The organism is Mycobacterium sp. 20KCMC460 (assembly GCF_022179425.1).
Lineage (GTDB): Bacteria > Actinomycetota > Actinomycetes > Mycobacteriales > Mycobacteriaceae > Mycobacterium > Mycobacterium kiyosense.
The window spans coordinates 3549813-3570748 of record NZ_AP025524.1 but is presented as its reverse complement, the minus strand read 5'-3'; the positions used below and the strand labels follow the sequence as shown (position 1 = coordinate 3570748).

Annotated in this window: 18 protein-coding genes and 1 pseudogene; 11 read left to right on the top strand and 8 right to left on the bottom strand. The window is 67.9% G+C overall.

Features of this window, described 5'->3' with window-relative positions; genetic code table 11:
• Positions 1 to 72 precede the first annotated feature (72 nt).
• The 5 genes from MKCMC460_RS16520 (at position 73) to MKCMC460_RS16500 (ending at position 4319) form a co-directional block, all read left to right on the top strand.
• Positions 73 to 900, top strand: coding sequence for an ABC transporter permease (locus MKCMC460_RS16520; protein ID WP_236983152.1), 828 nt, complete (start codon positions 73 to 75; stop codon positions 898 to 900).
• A 10-nt stretch (positions 901 to 910) separates the two neighbouring features.
• Positions 911 to 1660 (top strand): ABC transporter ATP-binding protein, encoded by a 750-nt coding sequence (locus tag MKCMC460_RS16515; RefSeq protein WP_236983154.1) that lies wholly within the window; start codon positions 911 to 913, stop codon positions 1658 to 1660.
• Positions 1657 to 2673, top strand: coding sequence for an ABC transporter substrate-binding protein (locus MKCMC460_RS16510; RefSeq protein ID WP_370652839.1), 1017 nt, complete (start codon positions 1657 to 1659; stop codon positions 2671 to 2673). Before MKCMC460_RS16515 ends, MKCMC460_RS16510 begins: the two co-directional genes overlap by 4 nt.
• Positions 2674 to 2687: 14 nt before the next feature.
• Positions 2688 to 3782, top strand: a complete 1095-nt coding sequence (locus MKCMC460_RS16505; protein ID WP_238304573.1) for an LLM class flavin-dependent oxidoreductase — start codon at positions 2688 to 2690, stop codon at positions 3780 to 3782.
• Positions 3783 to 4109: 327 nt separating this feature from the next.
• On the top strand, positions 4110 to 4319 hold the full coding sequence (locus tag MKCMC460_RS16500) for a PE family protein (protein ID WP_236983156.1): 210 nt from the start codon (positions 4110 to 4112) through the stop codon (positions 4317 to 4319).
• A gap of 1 nt (position 4320) precedes the next feature.
• On the opposite strand, the gene MKCMC460_RS16495 is transcribed toward MKCMC460_RS16500, so the two are convergent.
• The gene (locus MKCMC460_RS16495; RefSeq protein ID WP_255731195.1) at positions 4321 to 5208 is read right to left on the bottom strand and encodes an oxygenase MpaB family protein; all 888 of its coding nucleotides are present in this window, start codon (positions 5206 to 5208) and stop codon (positions 4321 to 4323) included.
• Entirely contained in the window at positions 5205 to 6026 is an 822-nt protein-coding gene (locus tag MKCMC460_RS16490) for an SDR family oxidoreductase (RefSeq protein ID WP_236983159.1), read from the bottom strand. Before MKCMC460_RS16490 ends, MKCMC460_RS16495 begins: the two co-directional genes overlap by 4 nt.
• 40 nt (positions 6027 to 6066) lie before the next feature.
• On the opposite strand from MKCMC460_RS16490, the gene cobN reads away from it, so the two are divergent.
• Positions 6067 to 9654: a cobaltochelatase subunit CobN gene (cobN, locus tag MKCMC460_RS16485; protein WP_236983161.1), complete on the top strand. Its 3588-nt coding sequence runs from the start codon at positions 6067 to 6069 to the stop codon at positions 9652 to 9654.
• 38 nt (positions 9655 to 9692) lie between these two features.
• On the opposite strand, the gene MKCMC460_RS16480 is transcribed toward cobN, so the two are convergent.
• Genes MKCMC460_RS16480 through MKCMC460_RS16465 form a run of 4 tightly spaced genes read right to left on the bottom strand, consistent with a single transcriptional unit; the run spans position 9693 to position 13482 of the window.
• Entirely contained in the window at positions 9693 to 10496 is an 804-nt protein-coding gene (locus MKCMC460_RS16480; protein WP_236983169.1) for an SDR family NAD(P)-dependent oxidoreductase, read from the bottom strand.
• A 16-nt stretch (positions 10497 to 10512) separates the two neighbouring features.
• Entirely contained in the window at positions 10513 to 11151 is a 639-nt protein-coding gene (locus MKCMC460_RS16475) for a TetR/AcrR family transcriptional regulator (RefSeq protein WP_236983174.1), read from the bottom strand.
• Positions 11138 to 12283, bottom strand: a complete 1146-nt coding sequence (locus tag MKCMC460_RS16470; RefSeq protein ID WP_238304572.1) for a sulfotransferase — start codon at positions 12281 to 12283, stop codon at positions 11138 to 11140. The genes MKCMC460_RS16475 and MKCMC460_RS16470 overlap by 14 nt, the downstream gene beginning before the upstream one ends.
• Positions 12280 to 13482 carry a hypothetical protein gene (locus MKCMC460_RS16465; protein WP_236984097.1) on the bottom strand — a complete coding sequence of 401 codons (1203 nt, stop codon included), beginning with the start codon at positions 13480 to 13482 and terminating at the stop codon, positions 12280 to 12282. The genes MKCMC460_RS16470 and MKCMC460_RS16465 overlap by 4 nt, the downstream gene beginning before the upstream one ends.
• 128 nt (positions 13483 to 13610) lie before the next feature.
• Between MKCMC460_RS16465 and MKCMC460_RS16460 the strand changes: the two genes are divergently transcribed.
• Positions 13611 to 13991 carry a PPOX class F420-dependent oxidoreductase gene (locus MKCMC460_RS16460; RefSeq protein ID WP_236983176.1) on the top strand — a complete coding sequence of 127 codons (381 nt, stop codon included), beginning with the start codon at positions 13611 to 13613 and terminating at the stop codon, positions 13989 to 13991.
• A gap of 6 nt (positions 13992 to 13997) precedes the next feature.
• On the opposite strand, the gene MKCMC460_RS16455 is transcribed toward MKCMC460_RS16460, so the two are convergent.
• Positions 13998 to 14690 carry a dienelactone hydrolase family protein gene (locus MKCMC460_RS16455; protein WP_236983178.1) on the bottom strand — a complete coding sequence of 231 codons (693 nt, stop codon included), beginning with the start codon at positions 14688 to 14690 and terminating at the stop codon, positions 13998 to 14000.
• A 73-nt stretch (positions 14691 to 14763) separates the two neighbouring features.
• Here MKCMC460_RS16455 and MKCMC460_RS16450 point away from each other — a divergent pair, with 73 nt between their 5' ends.
• The 3 genes and pseudogenes from MKCMC460_RS16450 (at position 14764) to lnt (ending at position 19775) form a co-directional block, all read left to right on the top strand.
• Positions 14764 to 15276, top strand: a complete 513-nt coding sequence (locus MKCMC460_RS16450; RefSeq protein ID WP_236984099.1) for an FxsA family protein — start codon at positions 14764 to 14766, stop codon at positions 15274 to 15276.
• A gap of 81 nt (positions 15277 to 15357) precedes the next feature.
• A complete protein-coding gene (locus MKCMC460_RS16445; RefSeq protein ID WP_370653181.1) occupies positions 15358 to 16902 on the top strand; it encodes an amidohydrolase in 1545 nt (514 codons plus the stop codon).
• 238 nt (positions 16903 to 17140) lie between these two features.
• Positions 17141 to 19775: pseudogene (gene lnt / locus MKCMC460_RS31795) on the top strand (apolipoprotein N-acyltransferase).
• Between the two features lie 25 nt (positions 19776 to 19800).
• Here the strand turns inward: lnt and rbpA are convergent.
• Positions 19801 to 20136 (bottom strand): RNA polymerase-binding protein RbpA, encoded by a 336-nt coding sequence (rbpA, locus tag MKCMC460_RS16430; RefSeq protein WP_083114870.1) that lies wholly within the window; start codon positions 20134 to 20136, stop codon positions 19801 to 19803.
• Positions 20137 to 20320: 184 nt separating this feature from the next.
• Between rbpA and MKCMC460_RS16425 the strand changes: the two genes are divergently transcribed.
• On the top strand, positions 20321 to 20671 hold the full coding sequence (locus MKCMC460_RS16425; protein WP_236983180.1) for a hypothetical protein: 351 nt from the start codon (positions 20321 to 20323) through the stop codon (positions 20669 to 20671).
• Positions 20672 to 20936: the final 265 nt, after the last annotated feature.

Genomic DNA, 20936 nt, shown 5'->3' with positions numbered 1-20936 from the left:
TGTGTCCGGGTTTGCCTTCAGGACGATGAAAACCCTTACCCCAGCTAGTGAGAACGCTCTAACGTCCACTCAGTGAGCATCGCCACTGCGATGGTTGGCGCCCCGACCGGTTTGGGTGACAGCCAGAGAACCGGCCCGACCGGGCGTTGGGCGCGCCGGAAATGGGACCTGCTGCGCTGGGTTTCGCCGTTGTTGCTGCTGGCATTGTGGCAACTCGGCAGCGCGATCGCGCTCATTCCCGAAGACGTGTTGCCGGCGCCGTCCTTGATCGTCGAGGCCGGGCTGGAGCTGGTGGGTAACGGTCAACTCGCCGATGCGCTGCACGTGTCGGGAGTGCGGGTGATCGAGGGGCTGGTGCTGGGCGGAGTAATCGGGCTGGCGCTGGGCGCGGCAGTCGGGCTGTCGCGCTGGTTCGAAGCGGCCGTGGATCCGCCCATGCAGATGATTCGTGCGCTGCCGCATCTGGGTCTGATCCCGTTGTTCATCCTGTGGTTCGGCATCGGGGAGCTGCCCAAGGTGTTGCTGATCGCGCTGGGTGTGATTTTTCCGCTATACCTGAACAGCTTCTCGGCGATCCGCCAGGTCGATCCCAAACTCCTCGAATCGGCGCAGGTGCTGGGCTTTTCCTTCTGGCAGCGATTGTGCCGAATCATCGTTCCCAGCGCCGCGCCGCAAGTGCTGGTCGGGGTCCGGCAGTCGCTGGCCATCGCCTGGCTGACACTGATCGTGGCCGAGCAGATCAACGCGGACAAGGGAATCGGCTTCCTGATCAACAATGCCCGCGATTTCCTACGCATCGACATCATCATCTTCGGGCTGACCCTCTACGCCCTGCTGGGCATCGTGACCGACGCGCTGGTGCGGCTCATCGAACGTCACGCGCAACGCTATCGACTGTGAAAGGCCGATCGTGACAATCACTTTGGAACCCCGCTCAGACAAACGTGCGGTCACGCAGATCGCCGGCGAACTGCGGCACGTCGACAAATGGTACGGCCCTCGCCAGGTGCTTAGAGACGTTTCACTGCGGGTGCAGACCGGTGAGATCGTCGCCCTGCTCGGGCGCAGCGGGTCGGGAAAGTCGACGGTTTTGCGCGTGCTGGCCGGGTTGTCCGACGACCACACCGGGGAACGCGTTGTCGCAGGAGCTCCCGCGTTGGCTTTCCAGGAGCCGCGACTGTTCCCGTGGCGCGACGTACGAACCAATGTCGGGTACGGACTGACCCGGGACCGGTTACCGCGGGCGCAGGTCCGCCAACGCGCCGAGCGGGCGCTGGCCGACGTCGGTCTGGCCGACCGCGCCGATGCCTGGCCGCTGACGCTCTCCGGTGGCCAGGCGCAACGTGTTTCGCTGGCCCGGGCGCTGGTCGCGCAGCCCGATTTGTTGTTGCTAGACGAGCCGTTCGGCGCGCTGGACGCGTTGACCCGGTTGACGATGCGCAAACTGCTGCTCGACCTGTGGCGGCAGCACGGCTTCGGCGTGTTGTTGGTGACACACGACGTCGACGAGGCCATCGCCCTGGCCGACCGGGTGCTGGTCTGCGACGACGGCCGGATCGCGCACACGCTCACGATCGACGAGCCTCGACCCTTGAATGCCGACCGCGGCTGCGAAAGTTACCGCACCGAACTGCTCGATCGGCTCGGGGTGCGGCGTTGACTTCGCTGCGGAACCTGCTCGCACTCTTCACACTCGTCGTGCTCGCGGCAACCGGCTGTGTTGCGCGACACACGAACTCGGGGCCGCAAGCCGCACCCGCCGCGGTGCCGCTGTCCACGCTGGCCGATCTCACCCTGCAGGTGGGCGACCAGAAGGGCGGTACGGAGGCTTTGTTGCGCGCCGCCGGCCAGCTCGACGGCGTGCCCTACCGGGTGGCGTTCTCCACCTTCACCTCCGGGCCGCCGCAGGTCGAGGCGGCCACCGCGGGCAGCATCGACTTCGCGATCATGGGCAACACCCCGCCGATATTCGGCGCCGCCAGCAACGCCAAGATCAAGGTGGTCTCGGCCTATGCCGGGGGCGGGCCGGGCAATCGCATTCTGGTGCACGCGGATTCGCCGATCACCACGGTCGCCGAGCTGCGCGGCAAAGCCGTCGCCGTCGGCAAGGGAAGTTCCGCACACGCCAACCTGCTGGCTCAACTGGACAAGGTCGGACTCAAACCCGCCGACCTTAAACTGGTCTTCCTGCAACCCGCCGACGCGCTGTCGGCTTTCACCCAGCACCAGGCCGACGCCTGGGCGATCTGGGATCCCTTCACCGCGCAGGCCGAACACCAGATCCCGGTGCGCAGCATCGCCGAAGCCACCGGTGTCACCAACGGTGACTGGGTTGGCGTTGCTTCGGATCAGGCGCTGGCCGACGCCAGACGCAATACCGCGCTGGGGGATCTGTTGGTCCGTTTCGAGCGGGCCGCCCGGTGGGCCAAGGCGCACCCCCAGGAGTGGGGCCAGTACTACGCCACCGCAGTGGGATTGGAACCTGAGGTCGCAGCGGTGGCGGCGAACCGAAGCCTGCGACTGCCCACCGAACTCAGCGACGAGATCGTCAAATCGGAACAGCGGCTGGCGGATTTGTTCGCGGCGTCGCAGCAGATTCAATCGTCACCGAAGTTCTCGAACTGGGTAGATCGCCGATACAACGAGGCGTTGCGGCCCAATCTGGTCGACTGAAACGAGGGGAGTCTATGCCAGCGAAATTCTTTTGGTTCCTGCCGACCACGGGGGACAGTCGTTCCATCGTGGGGGGATCGCACACGTCGTCTCACCACAGCATCACAGCGGGTCATCGTAAGCCGAGCCGACGCTATCTGGCCGAGATCGCCCGCGCTGCAGACAGACTCGGCTTCGAGGGGGTGTTGACGCCCACCGGGACCTGGTGTGAAGACGCCTGGTTGACGGCCGCGGCGCTGCTCGCCGAGACCGAACGGCTGAAATTTCTGGTGGCGTTCCGGCCCGGCTTGGTGCCCCCGACGCTGGCCGCGCAGCAGACCGCGACGCTGCAGCGCTTCTCCGAGGGCCGGGTGCTGCTCAACGTGGTCAGCGGCGGCGACGACAGTGAGCAACGCCGGTTCGGTGACTGGCTCAGCCACGACGAACGGTACGCCCGCACCGGCGAATTCCTGCAACTGGTCAATGCGATCTGGCGGCAGGAATCGGTCGACTTCAGCGGCAACTACTACAAAGTCGAGGACGCTCGGGTGTCCGAGCCGCCGGACCCGTTGCCGCAGATCTACTTCGGCGGATCGTCCCCTCCGGCGTTGGATGTCGCAGCCGAATTCGTCGACGTGTATCTGACCTGGGGCGAGCCCCCGCAGGTGGCTGCGGACAAGATCGCCAAGGTACGGGGACTCGCCGAATCGCGGGGCCGCAACATTCGTTTCGGGATTCGGCTGCACACCATCAGCCGGGCCACCTCGGCCGCCGCCTGGGCAGTGGCCGACGAGTTGGTCAACGAGCTCACTCCGGAGCAGATCGCGAATGCCACCGCGCTGCATGCGCATTCGCAGTCCGAGGGACAACGCCGAATGACTGCACTGCACGGCGGCCGGCTCGACCAGCTGGAAATCTATCCGAATCTGTGGGCGGGGGTGGGCCTGGTGCGCGGCGGGGCGGGCACCGCGCTGGTCGGCAGCCACGACGAGGTGGCGAAGCTGATCTTGGAGTACCACGCACTGGGCTTCGACGAGTTCATTCTGTCCGGATATCCGCATCTGGAAGAGGCCTACTGGTTCGCCGAAGGGGTGTTACCCATCCTGCGGCGCCACGGCATCGCCGCCTGACCCCGTCGAAGGCAAGATCACGCCATTCTGTGAGTCGGCGTGCAACTGGCTGTGAGTCGACACCAAATGCGTTGACCCACTATGCCCCCGGTGTCACCATGACCGATGCAAGCACCTCGCTACGTGAGGCGTCTGTGCAAGTGTGGCACCCGCCGAGGGGTCGGGTGTGGTCACACTTTGCTCGAAGCGGTGGCGCGCCCTGGCCTGGAGGAGGTTATAGCGCTCAACCCCGACGACGGTCCCACCTTCCGGGCTCTTGAATCATTCGGTGCTGCTTCGGAATGCGCGGAAAGTCATGCCGACCGTCTTGCAGCAAGGAGCATCCAGATGTCGTCAGCGACCCACGGTCCGCCGGACCCGGCGCCCGCATCCACCGGTTCGCTGGGCGTGGTGCCGGCTGGAGCCGATGTGGTATCAGCCTTGGTCGCAACGCAATTCTGTCTGCAGGCGGCCAGGTTTCAACAGGTCAGCGCGCGCGCCCGGGCGATCCAGGACCGGCTGGTCAGCCTGCTCGGTGCGGCCGCCGGGCCGGCCTGATTCAGGCGCGACGCGGCACGCGGCCCAACTCGCGCAGCCACCCCTTACGGGCAGCATCATGCCATTTCAGTGCTGCGGGTATGCCGCGCCAGGCTTGCTTGATCGCAGTCCGAATCGCCAGATAAGCGGCCTCGTCGGCGCCGCTCCACCCAATTCCGAAGCGTTCCCGCACAATTGGCGGCAATCCACCGAAGATCACCAGGCGCATCGGCGGCGCCAGCGCGGTGCGTACCGCCATGGTGGGCAGCAGCGCGTCCATGATCGGCTTCAGCATCGGGGTGCTCGGATAATCGGGCGAGGCGCTCATGTCGGGGATCGCGGAGCGGTGGATGAACTTCACGAGGAAGTCCGAAGCCGGGTTGGGCTGCAGGATTTCGGTGCAATAGCGCTGGTACTCCCGGTTGAATTCGCTCAGGCTGGGCGGCAGCACCGAATCCGACATGCCGTAGCGCCGGTACCATTCACAGCCCTCGAGGTAGAGTTGCTCACGCTCGTGGTCGGTGAGCCGGTGCACATCCCAGTATTCGGCCAGTCGGTGCACCATCACCTGAAAGGTGGCGTGCGCCCACCAGTACGTCTGCGGGTTCAGCGCGTGGTAGCGCGAACCGTCGGGCAGCTGACCCTTGATGTGATGGTGGAAGTCGCGCACCTTGCGGCCGGTCTGATCAGCCTCGGGGCCGTCGTAGATGGTGCCGAGAATCCCCGGCAGTGAGCGGAATACCCGGTCGACGGGATCGTCGAAGAAGTTCGAATGGTCGATTAGTCCCTGGCCGATCGCGGGATGCATGGTCTGCATCAGACCGGCCGTCCCGCCTTCGAAGGCGATTCGCATGTCGCCCGCCCAGCGCCACAACAGCGACTGCGGCCCCAGGGCGAGGCGAGTGCTCACGAGATGCCGGTCCGCCGCGAATACACCTCGTGCTGATCGCGGTTCAGGTCGCTGGTGAATACCCGCCCGGTGCCCAGTAAGCGGCCCAGCGCTTCCGCCACCTGCCGGGGCAACAACTGCTGCACCGACAGCGTGATGCCCATGGACCGCGGAACGGCTACTCGCGGTTGGGGTTTGCCGATCGCCGCCACGACTGCCTGTGCCACGTCCCGAGGCTCGACATTCTTGAATCCCTTGGCATGCCCGACTCCGGCCACCATGTCGGTGTTGGTCAGCGTGGGCATGATCGAGGTGAAATGCACTCCGCTGCCCCGGTTTTCCAGCCGGACGGTGTCGGTGTAGCCGAGTACGGCATGCTTGGTCGCGCAATAGGTGGCGATGCCCTCGGTGGGCAGCACACCGGCCAGCGAGGCGATGTTGACGACGTGACCGCGGCGGCGCGGCAGCATACGTTGCAACCCCAGCTTGGTGCCCAGGATCACGCCGAAGACGTTGACGTCGAGCAGGCGCTTGGTGGCCTCGTCGGGCTCGTCGACCGCACTGCCCACCGAGATCAGCCCGGCGTTGTTCACCAGCACGTCGACCGGCCCGATTTCGCTCTCGACCGCATCGAGGAACGCGGTGAACGACGCGCGATCGGTGACGTCCAGCCTTCGGGTCAACGCCAGCCCTAACCGCCCGCCCGATTCTCGGGCGGCCGCTTCGTCGATGTCCCCGATGGCCACCTTGGCGCCCGAACGCTGTAGTTCTTCTGCGATGGCCAGGCCGATGCCGCGGGCCCCGCCGGTGATTGCGATTACTTTGCCTGCCACTGACATGCCTCGTAGCCTATGCCGCCGCATAGGGTACGAATGGAAAATGCCCGAGCCGACCATCCTGCTGCTCTCGACGTCCGACACGGACCTGATCAGCGCCCGTTCCACCGGCAAGAACTACCGGTGGGCCAACCCGTCGCGGCTCGTCGACTCCGAACTGCCCGACCTGCTGGCCGACGCCGCGATCGTGGTGGTGCGCATCCTGGGCGGCTACCGGGCCTGGGAGGACGGCATCGCCACGGTGCTGGCCAGCGGACTACCGACCGTGCTGGTCAGCGGCGAGCAAGCCCCCGACGCCGATTTGACCGGCCGCTCCACGGTGGCCGCGGGTATCGCGGTGCAAACCCACGTCTACCTGGCGCACGGCGGCGTAGACAATATGGCTCAGCTGCACGCGTTCCTGTCCGACACCGTGCTGATGACCGGCTTCGGGTTCAGCCCGCCGGTGGCGACGCCCACCTGGGGGGTGCTCGAGCGACCCGACGCCGGCCACCGCGACGGCCCCACCATCGCGGTGCTCTACTACCGGGCCCAGCAGTTGGCCGGCAACACCGGCTACGTCGAGGCGCTGTGCCGGGCCGTCGAGGACGCCGGCGGGCGTGCCCTGCCGGTGTACTGCGCATCACTGCGGACCGCCGACGCCGAACTGCTGACTGTGCTGGCTGGCGCCGACGCCATGGTGGTCACCGTACTGGCCGCCGGGGGAGTCAAGCCGGCTCTGGCGTCGGCCGGCGGCGACGATGACGGCTGGAACGTCGAACACCTTGCGGCACTGGATATCCCGATCCTGCAGGGGCTGTGCCTGACCAGCCCGCGGGCGCAGTGGTTCGCCAACGACGACGGGCTGTCGCCGCTCGACGTCGCCACTCAGGTCGCCGTCCCCGAGTTCGACGGCCGCATTATCACGGTTCCCTTCTCGTTCAAGGAATTCGACGACGACGGTCTCATCTCCTACGTCGCCGATCCGGAGCGCTGCGCCCGGGTGGCGGGCCTGGCGATCCGGCACGCGCAGCTGCGCGACGTCGCCGCCGCCGACAAGCGGGTGGCCCTGGTGTTCTCCGCCTACCCCACCAAACACGCTCGGATCGGTAACGCGGTCGGTCTGGACACCCCGGCCAGCGCGGTGGCGTTACTGCGCGCGATGGGCGAAAACGGTTACCGCATCGGGGATCTACCCGGTGTGCAAGCCGACGACGGCGATGCGCTGATCCACGCGCTGATCGAACGCGGGGGACAGGACCCCGACTGGCTGACCCAGGTTCAGCTGGAGCACAACCCGATCTGGGTCTCGGCTCAGGACTACCGCAGTTGGTTCGCCACCCTGCCCGCCGAACTGACCGACGCGATCACCCAGCACTGGGGGCCACCGCCGGGCGAGCTGTTCGTCGACCGCAGCCGCGATCCCGACGGCGAAATCGTCATCGCCGCAATTCAATCCGGAAACGTGGTGCTGATGGTCCAGCCGCCGCGCGGCTTCGGCGAGAACCCCGTCGCGATCTACCACGACCCTGACCTGCCGCCGAGTCATCACTACCTGGCCGCCTACCGCTGGCTTTCCCAAGAGCGCCCGGCCGGCTTCGGCGCGCACGCGATCGTGCACCTGGGCAAGCACGGCAACCTGGAATGGCTGCCCGGCAAGACGCTCGGCATGTCGGCGGCGTGTGGCTCCGACGCCGCGCTGGGCAACCTGCCGCTGATCTACCCGTTCCTGGTCAACGACCCCGGCGAGGGCACCCAGGCCAAGCGGCGCGCGCACGCGGTGCTCGTCGACCACCTCATCCCGCCGATGGCCCGCGCCGAAACCTACGGCGACATCGCCCGGTTGGAGCAGCTACTCGACGAGCACGCCAACGTCGCCGCCCTGGACCCGGGCAAGCTGCCCGCCATCCGCCAGCAGATCTGGACGCTGATCCGCGCCGCCAAGATGGACCACGACCTCGGTCTGACCGAGCGGCCCGAGGAGGACAGTTTCGACGACATGCTGCTGCACGTCGACGGCTGGCTGTGCGAGATCAAGGACGTCCAGATTCGCGACGGCCTGCACATCCTGGGCCAACAGCCGACCGGAGAAAGTGAACTCGACCTGGTGCTGGCCATCCTGCGGGCTCGCCAGCTGTTCGCCGGCGAACATGCCCTGCCCGGGCTGCGTCAGGCGCTGGGCCTGTCCGAGGACGGCACCGACGAACGCGTCTCAGTGGATGCCGCCGAAGCGGCAGCCCGCGAACTGGTTGCCGCACTGCAGCGGTCCGGCTGGGATCCGGGCACGGTCGATTCCATCACCGACAACGCCGAGGTGGGCGCGGTGCTGCGTTTCGCGGCCACCGAGGTGGTGCCGCGACTGGCCGGCACCGCCGCGGAAATCGGGCAGGTGCTACGGGCCCTGGACGGACATTTCATCCCGTCCGGACCATCCGGTTCGCCGCTGCGTGGGCTGGTCAATGTGCTGCCTACCGGGCGCAACTTCTACTCCGTGGACCCCAAGGCGATACCGTCCCGGCTGGCCTGGGAAGCCGGTGTGGCACTGGCGGATTCCCTGTTGGACCGGTACCGCTCCGATCACGGCGACTGGCCGCAGTCGGTGGGCCTGTCGGTGTGGGGCACCTCGGCGATGCGCACCGCCGGCGACGACATCGCCGAAGTCCTTGCGCTGCTTGGCGTGCGACCGGTCTGGGACGACGCGTCGCGGCGGGTGGTGGACCTGACGCCGATCCCGCTGGACGAGCTGGGCCGGCCGCGCATCGATGTGACGGTCCGGATCTCGGGGTTCTTCCGCGACGCCTTCCCGCACGTGGTGACCATGCTCGACGATGCCGTGCGCCTGGTCGCCAAACTCGACGAAGCCGACGCGGACAACTTTGTGCGGGCCCACGCCCAGGCCGACCTCGCTCAGCATGGTGACCAAAGACGTTCCACCACAAGAATATTCGGGTCCAAACCGGGTACCTACGGTGCCGGGCTGCTGCAGTTGATCGACAGCCGCAACTGGCGCGACGACGCCGACCTTGCTCAGGTGTACACGGCGTGGGGCGGCTTCGCCTACGGACGCAACCTGGATGGCCGCGAAGCGGTCGACGACATGAACCGGCAGTACCGCCGGATCGCGGTGGCCACCAAGAACACCGACACCCGTGAACACGACATCGCCGACTCCGACGACTATTTCCAATATCACGGTGGCATGGTCGCCACCGTGCGCGCGCTGACCGGCCAGGCGCCGGCCGCCTACATCGGCGACAACACCCGGCCCGACGCGATCCGCACCCGTACGCTCTCCGAGGAGACCACCCGGGTGTTCCGTGCCCGCGTGGTCAATCCGCGCTGGATGGCCGCGATGCGCCGGCACGGCTACAAGGGGGCTTTCGAGATGGCTGCCACCGTCGACTACCTGTTCGGCTACGACGCCACCGCCGGAGTGATGGCGGACTGGATGTACGAACGGCTCACCGAGCGCTACGTACTGGACCCGGAGAACCGCAAGTTCATGACGGAGTCCAACCCGTGGGCGCTGCACGGCATGGCCGAGCGGCTGCTGGAGGCCGCCGGCCGCGGGATGTGGGCGCAGCCGCAACCGGAAACCATGGACGCACTGCGCCAGACGCTGCTGGAAACCGAGGGCGACCTCGAGGGCTAAGTTATCCCGCGATTTGTTCTTGCTCGCACAGGGCAAAGTCAGATGAAGTCCGAACCGCCGTCCACGTTGACCGTCGCGCCGGTGACGTAACCGTTGCGCTTGGACGCCAGATATGCGGTGATCGAGGCAACCTCCTCAGGAAGCCCGGCGCGGCCCAGGTCGCACGGCTGGTGAAAGTATTTGTCGATCCAGGTCATCACGTCACGCGGGTCGGTGGCGTCCAAGCCGTCGGCGGCCAGGACGTCTTTGAGGTTCTCGGTGAAGCTGGCCGTCACAATCGTTCCCGGGCAGACGCAGTTGACGATGATGCCCTCGCCGGCAAGGCTTTTGGACAGATTCTTGGTGATGCTGGCCAGGGCGGCCTTGGCGGCGGTGTAGGCCACGATGCGGGGGTTCTGGCGCTGGATGGAATGGGCCGCCAGCGTCACGATGCGGCCCCAGTCGGCAGCACGCAGCAGCGGCAGCGCGGCCCGGATCGACCGCACCGCCGACATGGTGCCCAGTGAGAACGCAGCCTCCCAATCGGAGTCGTTCATCTGCTCGAAGTAACCGTCGCCCGGGCCGATCGTGTGGACCAGGCTGTTGAGCCGGCCCCACCGCTGTTCCACTTCGGCGAAACCGGCGGCGATCGAGTCGGCGTCGGTCATGTCCACGCTGATACCCACGGCGTCGGGTGCGCCGGCGGCACGCAGCGAGGCCACCGCGGCATCCAGCGCCTGTTGCCCCCTGGCCATTACGGCCACGCTGGCGCCTTCGGCGGCAAGCGTTTCGGCGATGGCCAGCCCCATGCCTTTGCTGCCGCCGGTGACCGCCGCGGTGGCACCGGCAAATCCCAGATCCATCGACCATCTCCCTTGTTCAGACGTCTACACCCAACGCGCGCAAGCAGAATCGCACAATGCCTGCGCGAAGCCGCACGCGGTCGCAGTCGCCGGTGGTCCAGTGCCGTTCGATGCCCGCCCACACCACGCCGTGGATGAACTGGGCGTCGGTCGACGGCTCGATGCCCCGGAACACCCCGCGCTGCAGTCCGCGTTCCAGGGCTTCGCGCAGCGGAAGTAGCAGCTCGGCGTACGCGGGCTGAATCAGGCTGGGGGAGCCCGAGGTCTGCGATTGGGCCTCCAGCGACAAGCGCCGCAGGTCCGAGCGGACCTCATCGTCGAACGCCAAGTCGAGTCTAGCGTCGATCCAGGCCACCACCGCATCGACTTCGTTTGCGGCAGAGCGCATTCGGCGTCGCAGCCGACGCGTCTCGGCACGTGCCGACTCCAGAAAAACGGCCGCCACCAGTTCGTCCTTGGCGGCGAAATGCCGATAGAAGGCGCGGGTACCCAACCCCGCGCGTTCCAATACGGCGGCGATGCTCAGCCGCCCGACTCCCTGCTCTTGCAGCACCGCCGTGGCCGCGGCCAGGATCTGGCGCCGCACCTCGGGGTCCGGCGCGAGTTTCTCGCGCCGTCGGGTACGCGGGCCAACCGCCTGCTCAGGCGGTGGCATCGTAGGCGGCGAGATAGTCGGCGAACCGCTCCCGGACACCCTCGGGGGTCAGGCCGTAGTCGGACAAATCGTAGTCGTGTGCTCCGCGGCTGCCCGGTTGGTGGCCCTGAGCCCACAATTCGACCGAGCGTCGGGTGTCGTCGGTGAACGTCAAATCCAAAGTCTGGTAACCGGTTTGCAGGGTGCGCACCGGATCGTTCTGCAGGTCGGCGAACGAGACGTCGGCGAACCGGTCGTCGCCGACCCGGCACCGGAAGTCCATCGCCCGGCGCACCGCCTCCGCCCAGCTGTCGACCTGCTCGGCTCCCAATTCGTGCGCATCGTCGCGGTCGCTGCTCCAGCTGCGCACGTAGTGGATCAGGCTGCACACCGACCCCATCACCTTGGCCGGATCCCGGTGGCTCCACAGGAATTTCGCGTCCGGGTACGCCTCGACGAGCGCGTCGAGGGCGAACATGTGTACGGGAGTCTTGAGATGCCAGAGGTTCGGTGGGCAGTGCCACTGCAACAGTTTGAGTACCCGCCGGTGGAACGTGTAGGTCTCCCGCATGTCGCAGTCCATCAACCACGCCAGATACGCCGGTGCGCGCACCGCGCCGTCGAAGTGAAACGTCCGGAAGCTCATGCCCATCAGGTCCTGGCATTCGGTCGGCGCGGTCGCCTCGGAGTTGTACAGCGTCTTCATCAGAGGGAACATGTCGTCGAGCATCTTCAGACCGGCCTCGGCCTGTTCGATGCGCGGATCACTGTGCTGCGTCGCGGATTCCGGCGGTGGGGTAGGGGCCTGCGACTCCCACATGCGCAGCGATCTGAACTGCGGATCGGCCGCCACCAGCTGGCTGAGCGCGGTGGTTCCGGTGCGCGGCAGCCCGATCACGAACACCGGTCCGCCGACCACCTCGTCGTCGATCTCCGGGTGCTGGGCATAGGTGTCCTCGACCTTGAGCCGCTGGATCAACGCATTGCTGATGGTGGCGTGCTGAATCACCCGGCCGATCTCGTTGAGGTCGGCTTCGGTGTTCAGCGCATCGACGATGCGTTCGAGTCCCTCCCGGTAGTAGGGCGAACCGAAGTCGTCGAGACCGGTGGCGGCGCGCGCACCCTCTTCCAGCTCGTCGGCGCTGAAGGTCATCGTCCGAACCTTTCCCGTACTGCCTCTCGGCGGGCAGCCAGGACGGCGGCCCGCTGTTGCGGGCTCACCCGCGCGGTGTCGGGGGGCAGCGCGGCCGCAATATCGTCGAACGGCACCACCCGCACAGACGGCGTCGGGGCGGTCTTGGTCCGCACGCAGCGCAGGATGATGGGGCCGTTGCTGTGCCCGGCGGTGTCGAGCCAGTTCGCCACCCCCGGATCGTCGGCGCACAACACCACCCGCACCAGGCCGTCGGAGTCGACGGCCGCCTGATGGGCGTTCAGGCTGGACTGGTGGCGGCCGTAGTGAATGGTCTCCCACCACGGGTTGCCGATCGAGAAGCTCCAGTAGATGCCCTCGGGGGGTTCGACTTCCACGATCAGCGCTTGGTCGGGACCCAGCTCCCAGCGGCCGATCACCGGCCGGTTCTCCGCGGCCGCGCCCATGTCGCTGCGATCGATCGCGGGCAGGAAGCCGTTGGCCGGCGCCGCGGCGCCGAATTGCAGGAAGAATTGCAGGTTGTCCTGGACGAAATCGCCCAGCGCGACGATCTGCCGCGACAGCGCTTCGCCGGGATCGATCGAATCACGTTGTGTTGCAACGGCTTCACCGAGTCGCTCGATGCGCAGCGAGGACGCCACCTCGGTGTCCCAGTCGTAGAAGAAATGCCGCACCGTAAAGGTCGGGTGGTCGCCCTCGATGCGCATCCAGTTGCCGGGCCGTTCGTCAGCGGACAGCACGACCTCGAAGTCGCCCGCGGCGTCCACCTCGAGCTCGTCGACCAACGCGTTGGCGGTCGCCGCGATGCCGTTCATGGTCTGCAGGCCCACGTAGCGCGCGGTGCCGCGATTGCCGAACACGCGATAGGTTTCCCCGCCCCGTAACACGGCTCGTGTGTAGATGCAGTCAGGGCATTCCATGCCCCAGGTCACGGTGTCGTCGGTGCTGGTGGGTTGCACTCGCAGCACCGGTTCCGGATCGAACCGCAACACCTCGTCGATCCCGGCGGTCAGCAGCACCAGCAGATGCCGCACGCCTGCTGTCAGGTCGGTCCGATTGCGGTTGGCGGGGTCGGATTCAACCGCGGTCTGGGCGCCGCCAAGGCGCTGCAGCAGGTACGACCATGCGGTGTCGAGGTCCGGGGCGTCACCGTCCCGCCGGTCGGCCGCCTCGGCGATCGAGAACGGTAGCCACGCCATCGCCTGGGGCGTTTCAGCCAACGGACCGCTCCTTAAATGAAAATAATGTTTTCACTTAACGCGTCCTGACTATCGCAGCACGCCGCGGCAAATGTCAACGGCCGCGCGGAAGCATTAGGTTGGGCACGGTGACCCCGACCTTCGCCGACCTGGCCAAAGCGCAATACATCCTGCTGACCACCTTCACCAAGGACGGCCGGCCCAAGCCGGTGCCGGTCTGGGCTGCCGCCGACGGCGACCGCCTGCTGGTCATCACCGAGGGAAAGTCGTGGAAGGTCAAGCGAATCCGCAACACGCCGCGGGTCACGCTGGCCATCTGCGACATGCGGGGGCGCCCGAAGAGCGAAGCGGTCGAAGGGACCGCCGCCATCCTCGACAAGACACACACCGCCGCCGTCTACGACGCCATCGGCAAGCGCTACGGCATCGTCGGCAAGGTCTTCAACCTGTTCAGCAAGCTGCGCGGCGGCATGGAGAACAACGTCGGTCTCGAACTCCGGCTGGCCTGACCAGCTTCAACCCAGATGTTCGCCGAAGAACGCGAAAATCCGCCGCCACGCGTCCTCGGTCGCGGCTTCGTCGTAGCCGAAACCGGTGATACGCATCAGGGGTTGGCCCGGGAGTTTGTTGGCGAAGCTGTGCCCGACACCGGGGTAGGACTTGATGTCGGCGGGGATGTTCTTGGCCTCGGTCACCTGCTGCAGCTTCTTGGCGGCGCCCACGCCCAACGGATCGCGGTTGCCGAAGCTGGCCACGATCGGACAGGCGCCGTCCAGCGTCTCCTCGAGGTGGCGCGGCAACGGGACCCCGTAGAACGGCGCGGAAGCGCCAAAACCCTTGGGCGACAAGATCAACGCGAACTGACCGCCCATGCAGAAGCCGGCGATCCCGACCCGGCCGGAGCATTCGGGCATCCCCAGCAGATGCTCGCGGGCGGCCAGAATGTCGTCGAGGGCACGGCCGCGTTTGGTCAGCAACTCGCGCATCACCCGGGTGATGCAGCGCGCCCGCCCGCCGCGGGCGTACATGTTCGGTGTCAAAGCGATGTAGCCCGCCCCGGCGATCCGCCGCGACACCGACTCGTTGTCCGGCGTATAGCCGAACGCGTCGTGAACCACCACCACGCCCGGCCACGGGCCGCTGCCGGAGGGGACATTGAGCAAGGCGTCGATCGGCCCGGCGGGAGTCTCGATATCAATCGTCGTCATAGCGTCATCTAACTGCAGCCGCGTCGCGACCGATCGAGGAACTCCGTCACGGCGCGCAGACGTTGTGCCTGACATGTTAGGACGGCTGCTTCTCGTTTATGCCGTCGTCGAGCTCATGGTCACTATCGGGCTGGCGGCGGCCATTGGCGTCGGCTGGACGGTGTTGATCCTGCTGACCACGTTCCTGGTAGGTGTTGTGGTGGGTGCGCCGATGGGCGGCCTGCAGATCAGTCGCCAGTTCCGGCAACTGCGGTCCGGGGCCCAGGAGCCCCGCAGCGCGTTGACCGACGGGGCGCTGACCACCCTGGCCACCGGCCTGGTCATGGTCCCGGGCCTGGCCACCACCCTGCTGGGGGTGCTGTTGCTGATGCCGCCGGTCAGGGCGGTGGCCAGTCCCGGGCTGGCCACCGTGGCCTGGCGCGTGTTCGAGCGCCGGGTCCCGCTGATCACCGACATCACCGACGGCCGCGACCGCCGCGACTACATCGACGGCGAGGTGATCGACGTCCACGACGGATGGGCCGCCGACCCGCCACCGCTGCCCTCGACCCCGATCGTCTACGACCAGCCGCACCGCGCCCCGTAGTTTTGCCGTGTGACACGGATTGAGACCACGCTGCTGGTCAACGGCCGGATACACAGCCCGACCCACCCGGACGCCACCGCCATGGCGGTCCGGGGCGACGTCATCGCCTGGCTGGGCAGCGACGACGTCGGCCGCACCCAGTTTCCCGATGCCGACGTAAATGACCTGGACGGCGCCTTCGTGGCACCCGGCTTCGTAGACAGTCACATCCACCTGAGCGCGACGGGCCTGTCGCTGAGCGGGCTGGACCTGCGCGCGGCCGAATCCCGCGAGCACTGCCTGCGGCTGGTCGCCGACTACGCCGCCGCTCACCCCGGCCGGCCGGTATGGGGCCACGGTTGGGACGAGTCGGCGTGGCCGCAAGCCGTGCCGCCCAGCACCTCCGACCTGGACGGCGTACTCGGCGATCGGCCCGCCTACCTCTCCCGCGTCGACGTGCACTCAGCGCTTGCGTCCACCGGCCTACGACGGCGGGTACCCGATCTGGCTGACCTGTCCGGCGCGGCCGGTTTCTCCACCGAGGCCCCGCTGACCTCCGACGCCCATCACCTGGCCCGCGCGGTCGCCCGCGAGCTACTCACCCGCGAACAACTCGCCGAGGCGCGCACCGCGGCGCTGCAGGCACTGGCCGCGGCGGGCATCGTCGCGGTGCACGAATGCGCGGGACCGCAGATCGGCGGACTGGACGACTGGTTGCAGCTGGCCGGTCTGCGGCACGGCGTCGAAGTGATCGGCTACTGGGGTGAGGCGGTCTCCACGGCAGCACAGGCCCGCGCCCGGATCGCCGAGACCGGTGCCCGTGGACTGGCCGGCGACCTGTTCGTCGACGGAGCGCTCGGCTCGCGCACCGCCTGGCTGCACGAGCCTTACGCCGACGCACCGGGCTGCACCGGGACGTGCCACCTCGATCCCGACGCCGTCGAAGCGCATCTGCGGGCATGCAGCGAAGCCGAGATCACCGCCGGTTTCCACGTGATCGGCGATGCCGCGGTCTCGGCAGTCGTCGATGCCCTCGACCGGGTCGTCGCAGACCTCGGGGTGGCCGCGGTCGCACGCTGCGGGCACCGCCTCGAGCATCTGGAGATGGTCACCGCCGACCAAGCCGCCAAGCTGGGATCCTGGGGAATCATCGCCAGCGTGCAGCCCAACTTCGACGCCCGGTGGGGCGGCCGCGACGGCATGTACGCGCAGCGACTGGGTGCCGAGCGAGCCAGCCGGCTGAACCCGCTTGCGCTGTTAGCATCCCAAGGCGTGCCCCTCGCCCTCGGTTCCGACGCGCCGGTCACCGGCTTCGAGCCATGGGCCAGCGTGCGCGCCGCGGTCCGGCACCGCACGCCGGGCAGCGGAATTTCGCCGCGGGCAGCGTTCGCCGCGGCCACCCGGGGCGGCTGGCGGGCGTGCGGCGTTCGCGACGGGGTCACCGGCACACTGGTTCCCGGCGCGCCTGCCTCCTATGCGGTGTGGGACGAGGTCGGGCCACTGGCCGGCGGGGCGCAGCGCGCCGACGTGCAGCGGTGGTCCACCGACCCCCGCTCCCGGGTGCCGGCGCTGCCCCGGCTCGACGACGCCGATGCGCTACCGCGATGCCGCCAGACCGTGCACCGGGGCGTGGTCATCCATGGCTAGCCGGCATCGGCGCACCAGGCGACCGACCGAATCCGCGCCGGCGGAGCCCGCCGCCGACGAGTCGCCGGCCCAACCGCCGCCCCCCGTCGGCGAAACCGACCCGGCCGCCGCCGTCGGGCAAAGTTCGCCAGATTTGCCGTCGGACGATCCGGACAGTTTGCCCGAAGCCCACTCGCCCAAGCCGGACCTCGAAACACCGGATCCAGACCTCACGCAGGCGGCGCAGCGCGGTCCCGGCGTGGCCGGGCGGCTGGCTCCGGTCGGGCGGCGCGTCGCCGCGGCGTTGCGACCGCGCCTGGTCCGCCTGGCCCTGGTGCTGGTCGCCGGCGGTCTGATGTATGCGAGCTTCCCCCCGGTGAACTGGTGGTGGGCCGCCGTCGTCGCCATCGCGCTGTTGACCTGGGTGCTGACGCGTCCGGCCACCACCCCCGGCGGCGGCTTCGGCTACGGCTTGCTCTACGGGCTGGCGTTCTACGTGCCGCTGCTGCCCTGGATCAGCACGCTGGTCGGCGCCGTGCCCTGGCTGGTGGCGGCGCTGGCGTGCGCTCTTTTCCCAGGCCTGTTCGGCCTGTGCGCCGTCGTGGTTCGCCGGCTGCCGGGCTGGCCGATCTGGTTCGCCGTGGTGTGGGGCGCGCAGGAGTGGTTGAAAGCGGTCTTTCCGTTCGGCGGCTTCCCCTGGGGCTCGGTTGCGTTCGGCCAAGCCGGTGGCCCGCTGCTGCCGCTGGTCCAGCTGGGCGGCGTTGCGCTGCTGTCGACGTCGGTCGTGCTGCTGGGCACCAGCGTCGCGGCGATCGCAGTGGAGATCGTGCGGTGGGTCCGGGCCGGGACGGCGAAGGCAGACACCACCACGCCGCCCGCGGTGTTTCTGCCCGGCATGAGCATCTGCCTGGTGTTGCTGGTCACCATCCTGGTCTGGCCGCAGGTGCGGCATGCGGGCGCGGGTTCCGGCGGCGAGCCCACGGTCACCGTCGCCGTCGTGCAGGGAAACGTGCCGCGGCTCGGGCTCGAGTTCAATGCCCAGCGTCGCGCGGTGCTGGACAACCACGTCGCCGAGACACTCCGGCTGGCCGAAGACGTGCGGTCCGGGGCCGCCCCGCAGCCGCAGTTCGTGATCTGGCCGGAGGACTCCTCGGATATCGACCCGCTGGCCAACCCCGACGCCGCGCAGGCCATCTCTGCGGCGGCAGCGGCTATCGGGGCGCCGATCCTGATCGGCACGGTGGTCGACGTGCCGGGCCGGCTGCAGCAGAGCCCGGAGTACACCAACACGATGATCGTCTGGAACCCGGGCACCGGCCCGGCCGACCGCCACGACAAGGCGATCGTGCAGCCCTTCGGCGAGTACCTGCCGATGCCCTGGCTGTTCCGGCATCTGTCCGGTTACGCCGACCGGGCCGGGCATTTCGTCCCCGTCCCCAACACCGGGGTGGTGCAGATGGCCGGGGTCCCGGTCGGGGTGGCCACCTGCTGGGAAGTGGTTTTCGACCGGGCGCCGCGCACCGCCGTCCGCAACGGCGCGCAGTTGCTGACCGTGCCGAGCAACAACGCCACCTTCACCAAGACGATGAGTGAGCAACAACTGGCGTTCGCGAAAATCCGCGCCGTCGAGCACGACCGCTACGTCCTGGTCGCCGGGACCACCGGGATCAGCGCGGTGATCGCTCCGGACGGCGGCGAACTGTCGCGCACGGACTTCTTCGTGCCCGCCTACCTGGACATGTCGGTGCGGCTGAAGACCACGCTGACCCCGGCGACCCGCTGGGCGCCGATGGTGCAATGGGCGCTGGTGGGGGCGGCCGGAATGCTGATTTTGGCCGCTATACGGCAGAATGGGTGGTTCCCGCGTCCGGTCCGTCCGCTTCGGCGGCGGCGGCGTAGCCGGCCCGGGCCCACGGACGAACCTGACGATGGTGGTACGCCGACAGCTGAATCGGTCGACTCGGAAGCTGAGAACCAAACGGCTACCGCAAACGTTGAGACTGCGAACAACGCCCCGCGCGCCAACGACGACAGCGGCGGCCGAGCTTAATCGGGGCCCCGTTTCGGGGCCCCTTCGGGCAAGATGAAGGAGCTACATGACCACCACCGGCCAACCTGCGCCCCACTCCGGGCAGAGCGCCAGCGAGCGCGTCCTGGTGATCATTCCCACCTACAACGAGCGGGAGAACCTGCCGCTGATTCATGGCCGGGTCACGGCTGCCTGCCCGGACGTTCACATCCTCGTCGTCGACGACAACAGCCCGGACGGCACCGGCAAACTTGCCGACGAGTTGGCCGCCGCTGATTCCGGTCGCACCCATGTGCTGCACCGCACCGCGAAGAACGGTCTGGGCGCGGCCTACCTGGAAGGGTTCGGCTGGGGTCTGAGCCGGGGCTACTCGGTGCTGGTCGAGATGGACGCCGACGGCAGCCATGCCCCAGAGCAGCTGTACCGCCTGCTGGAGGCTGTCGACGCCGGAGCCGACCTCGCGATCGGCTCGCGCTATGTGCACGGCGGCACCGTCCGCAACTGGCCATGGCGGCGCCTGGCGCTGTCCAAGACGGCCAACACCTATTCGCGGCTGGCACTGGGTGTGGGTGTGCACGACATCACCGCCGGCTACCGCGCCTACCGGCGGGAAGTGCTCGAGACGATCGACCTGGACACCGTCGACTCCAAGGGTTACTGCTTCCAGATCGAGATGACCTGGCGCACCGTCAACGCCGGCTTCGACGTGGTCGAGGTGCCCATCACCTTCACCGAGCGCGAGATCGGCGTGTCGAAGATGAGCGGGTCCAACATCCGCGAGGCGCTGTTCAAGGTCACCCGCTGGGGCTGGCAGGGGCGCCGCGAAGGCCTCAAGAGCGGTAGCCGTACCCGCGCCCGTACCTGACGAGCGGGTGCCTGACGGTCCGCCGCTAACCGCGGCGGCGGGACCGGATCAGCTCGAGCCGCTCCTTGAGCAGCTCCTCGAGCTCCTCGACCGAGCGGCGCTCCAGCAGCATGTCCCAGTGGGTGCGCGGCGGCTTGACCTTCTTCGGCTCCGGCAGATCACCCTCGATGAGAGTGCCTTCCATGCCGTTACGGCACAGCCAGGTGCCGGGGATCTCGGCGTCGTCGGCGAACGGAACTTCGAACTCCTCGCCGTTCTCGGTGCGATACCGCGCGATCTGGCGCGGCGCGAGGTCGTGGTTGCGGTCGGTCTCATAGCTCACGGCTCCGAGGCGACTGCCTCGCAGAACACGATCAGCCATTGGGTATTGCTCCTTTGGGTCCGGTGAGCTTCAGGCGCTCCCGTGCGGTAATTCTCCTTAAGCAAACGTTAAGACCGTTTGCTTGGTTCCCTGGTGATTCTCGGCTGCCGCCGCGGGTTGGTAGCGCGACGCGACCTTTGATGATACCGGGATCGCGGCGGCGAGCGGACTAAAGTCGGCAGGCGTGAGTCGTCGCGTTCGTCCCCAGCCGTGCCGCTGGTGTGGTCGAGATGTTGCCGACGTCGGGATGGGGCGCCGTCGTCAGTACTGTCGGCAGTCGTGCCGCCAGCGAGCCTACGAACAGCGGGCGATGATTGCGCGGGGCGATTCTGGCGCGGTGCCGGCCGACGCGGTGGTGCTGTCCGCCGAGGAGGCCGCCGACCTGTCCGACCGGGTCTATCAGGTCCGATGCGCCGCCGAAGACGTCGCGACCGCGCTGGATGAGGGCGCGGCGGCTGCCGAGTTGCGGGAATTGTGTGAGGAGCTGATTCGCGCTGCCCGGTCCGCCGACGGGTGGCGGCGCGTCGGCGTCTGAGGCGTTTGGTCGCCGACGTCGCGAGCTGCCGCCAGTCAGCGCCGCCGACGTGAATCGCCGCACATTGTGTCCAGCTCTGCGATCGGTCCTCGGATGCGGGACGGCCGGAGCGGTACAGTTCGCGCCATGGACGATGGGCCGGTGTACAAGGGAGTGCAGGGCCGTTCGCCACGGGATTGCAACGGTTGTCCAGCCGTTCCTCGGGTAGCCGGGAGTAACTGACGTTTTGAAATCCCGCCGGAGTTGGCGATACTCACCAGCGACA

Coding starts and splice junctions, on each gene's coding strand:
- MKCMC460_RS16505 (WP_238304573.1), top strand. CDS start 2,688: ATGCCAGCGAAATTCTTTTGGTTCCTGCCGACCACGGGGGACAGTCGT.
- MKCMC460_RS16500 (WP_236983156.1), top strand. CDS start 4,110: ATGTCGTCAGCGACCCACGGTCCGCCGGACCCGGCGCCCGCATCCACC.
- MKCMC460_RS16490 (WP_236983159.1), bottom strand. CDS start 6,026: ATGTCAGTGGCAGGCAAAGTAATCGCAATCACCGGCGGGGCCCGCGGC.
- cobN (WP_236983161.1), top strand. CDS start 6,067: ATGCCCGAGCCGACCATCCTGCTGCTCTCGACGTCCGACACGGACCTG.
- MKCMC460_RS16480 (WP_236983169.1), bottom strand. CDS start 10,496: ATGGATCTGGGATTTGCCGGTGCCACCGCGGCGGTCACCGGCGGCAGC.
- MKCMC460_RS16475 (WP_236983174.1), bottom strand. CDS start 11,151: ATGCCACCGCCTGAGCAGGCGGTTGGCCCGCGTACCCGACGGCGCGAG.
- MKCMC460_RS16470 (WP_238304572.1), bottom strand. CDS start 12,283: ATGACCTTCAGCGCCGACGAGCTGGAAGAGGGTGCGCGCGCCGCCACC.
- MKCMC460_RS16465 (WP_236984097.1), bottom strand. CDS start 13,482: ATGGCGTGGCTACCGTTCTCGATCGCCGAGGCGGCCGACCGGCGGGAC.
- MKCMC460_RS16455 (WP_236983178.1), bottom strand. CDS start 14,690: ATGACGACGATTGATATCGAGACTCCCGCCGGGCCGATCGACGCCTTG.
- MKCMC460_RS16450 (WP_236984099.1), top strand. CDS start 14,764: ATGTTAGGACGGCTGCTTCTCGTTTATGCCGTCGTCGAGCTCATGGTC.
- MKCMC460_RS16445 (WP_370653181.1), top strand. CDS start 15,358: ATGGCGGTCCGGGGCGACGTCATCGCCTGGCTGGGCAGCGACGACGTC.
- rbpA (WP_083114870.1), bottom strand. CDS start 20,136: ATGGCTGATCGTGTTCTGCGAGGCAGTCGCCTCGGAGCCGTGAGCTAT.